This window comes from Streptomyces sparsogenes, assembly GCF_001704635.1.
GTDB classification, from domain to species: domain Bacteria; phylum Actinomycetota; class Actinomycetes; order Streptomycetales; family Streptomycetaceae; genus Streptomyces; species Streptomyces sparsogenes.
Map to the genome: position 1 here is coordinate 1 of NZ_MAXF01000089.1, position 1,925 is coordinate 1,925.

Annotated in this window: 4 protein-coding genes; 1 reads left to right on the forward strand and 3 read right to left on the reverse strand. The window is 64.5% G+C overall.

All coding sequences use genetic code 11. The annotated features are described in order from the left end of the window. The 3 genes from BBH68_RS17795 to BBH68_RS17800 all read right to left on the reverse strand — a co-directional run. Positions 1-273: DUF4277 domain-containing protein (locus BBH68_RS17795; protein ID WP_245738096.1), on the reverse strand; the 273-nt coding region annotated here is incomplete at its 3' end. A 152-nt stretch (positions 274-425) separates the two neighbouring features. Beyond that, positions 426-626 (reverse strand): DUF397 domain-containing protein, encoded by a 201-nt coding sequence (locus BBH68_RS39460; protein ID WP_076970818.1) that lies wholly within the window; start codon positions 624-626, stop codon positions 426-428. Beyond that, on the reverse strand, positions 623-1,498 hold the full coding sequence (locus tag BBH68_RS17800; protein WP_065963587.1) for a helix-turn-helix domain-containing protein: 876 nt from the start codon (positions 1,496-1,498) through the stop codon (positions 623-625). Before BBH68_RS17800 ends, BBH68_RS39460 begins: the two co-directional genes overlap by 4 nt. Positions 1,499-1,692: 194 nt before the next feature. Here BBH68_RS17800 and BBH68_RS17805 point away from each other — a divergent pair. Continuing rightward, positions 1,693-1,925: ATP-binding protein (locus BBH68_RS17805; protein WP_141713017.1), on the forward strand; the 233-nt coding region annotated here is incomplete at its 3' end.

Here is a 1,925-nt window from a genome sequence, read left to right on the forward strand (position 1 = left end):
CGCGTCCAGGGCCCGGGCCAGACGGTCGTCGTTGAGCAGGTCCGGCTCAAGGCCGAAGACCTCCTCCACCGCCCAGGTGCGGGCCCAGTCGCCGACCCGCACCAGCGGTGCGGGCGAGGTCAGCCGGTTGGCCACCAGCGCCTCGATCACCTGCCCGTGGGTCAGATGCGCGCTCGCACCGCCCGGACACAGCTCGTCGACGATCCCGGCAACATCCAGCCGGCGCAGAAACTCGGCAGCGACAGGCAGAGCGCCCAGACGCTTCTCCACCACGGACGTCACCACCACATCAAGGCGCTGACGGACAGACCGTGGCCGCGGGGACCGGGAAGTCATCGACACACCCAACCCAACGCCACACCACCGGCCAAGGACACCCCCGGACCGGTCACACCATACGAATCAACGACCCGCGAAGTACGGGACTAGCGGTCGAACTCTCCCTGTCTGACGCCCAGGAGGAACGCTTGCCATGCTCCCCGCGTGAACGTCAGGTGAGGGCCGTGCATGTCTTTGCTGTCCCGTACGGCACGGCCGCAGTCGGCTGTGCCCGCGACCTCTACACAGTTGTTCTCTGCGCCGGAGTATGACGACTTCCGGTACGGTCCTATACCTTCAGGGGTCACTTCGCGTCTTCCTTGCTGCTCCGCAGTATGCCCCGGATGAGCCGTCGGCTCGCTTCCGGTGCCAGAGCTGCCGATCGTAGCTGGTCAAAGGCGAGGGAGTAAGCCGTAAGGTCCTCGGTCGCTTCGAGGATGGATGACCCGCGCAAGTTGTCCAGCGTCACCGCTTCCACGACGGGTTCCGAGTCGAAAGAGAAGCACGAAAAGGCGGACGGCATCGTAGCTTTTACGCCTGCCGAGATGGGCAGCACCTGAAGCGTCACGTTCTGCCGCTTGCTCACTTCGAGGATGTGAGCCAACTGCTCCTGAAAGATGCCGATCTCCACGACAGGGTGGATGATGACCGGTTCCCAGATGATCGCCGTGTATTCGGCGGCTCCCTCCCTCTCCTGGATCTTGGCCTGGCGATCCTCCCTCACCTTGACCAGTTTCGGAACCTTGTCGGGGTCGATGAAGGCGGGCGCACTTCTGATGACCGCTTCGGCGTAGGCGGGGATTTGCAGAAGCCCCGGAATCAGTGCTGGTTGCCACTCGCGGATGAATGTGGCGTCGTCCTCGAGGCAGATGTGGTCCAGGTAGTCCGCTCGGAGGTGTGCGGCATGCTCCAGCCACCAGCCGCGCCGATTCGCGTTCTTGGCCAAGTCCTCAAGTTTCTTGCGGATGGCCGGATCGTGCACGCCGTACGCCTTGAGCATTTCGCGAATCTCAAGGGGGCGAGCCGTGACATGCCCGCTTTCAATGCGGCTGACCCTGGTTTGAGACGCCGAGATCACTTCAGCGGCTTGCGGCTGGTCGAGCTTCGCGGCGTGTCGGTATCTCTTGAGTGCTGCGCCGAGTCGCCTACTGCGCACCGTGGGCCGTCCCCCTGCTGGCATAGATCCCGCCCTCTCCTCCGCCTGCCCAGCGTGCTGCCGGGCTCCACTGTAGGGCCAGCCCGCACGATAGAGCGGACCTGAGACCGCATGTATGCGGTAGTGAGACTTGCGGTAGTGAGTACTTGCCGCATAGCCTCAAGTGAGCGCGCCGCTACGGACGGTGCGGACGTGACGATGGGTCAGGGGGTACGCACATGCCCACCACCGCTGTGGCGGACCAACGCCGGGACACCTTCCGTGTCTCCAAACACAAGCGCAGCCTCCCGGGTGTACGGACCCGCATACGGAAGACCCTCGCGGACTGGGGGATCAGCGGCACTCTCGCCGACGACGTGACCCTGTCCGCTGACGAACTGGTGTCCAACGCCATCCGCCACTGCCGCGTGACGTTCGCCCTGATCGAGATCTCTGTCTCGGTCCAGGGTGA

Bases quoted from the DNA above. Each gene is read 5' to 3' on its own strand.
- BBH68_RS17800 (WP_065963587.1), bottom strand. From the start codon at position 1,498: ATGCCAGCAGGGGGACGGCCCACGGTGCGCAGTAGGCGACTCGGCGCA.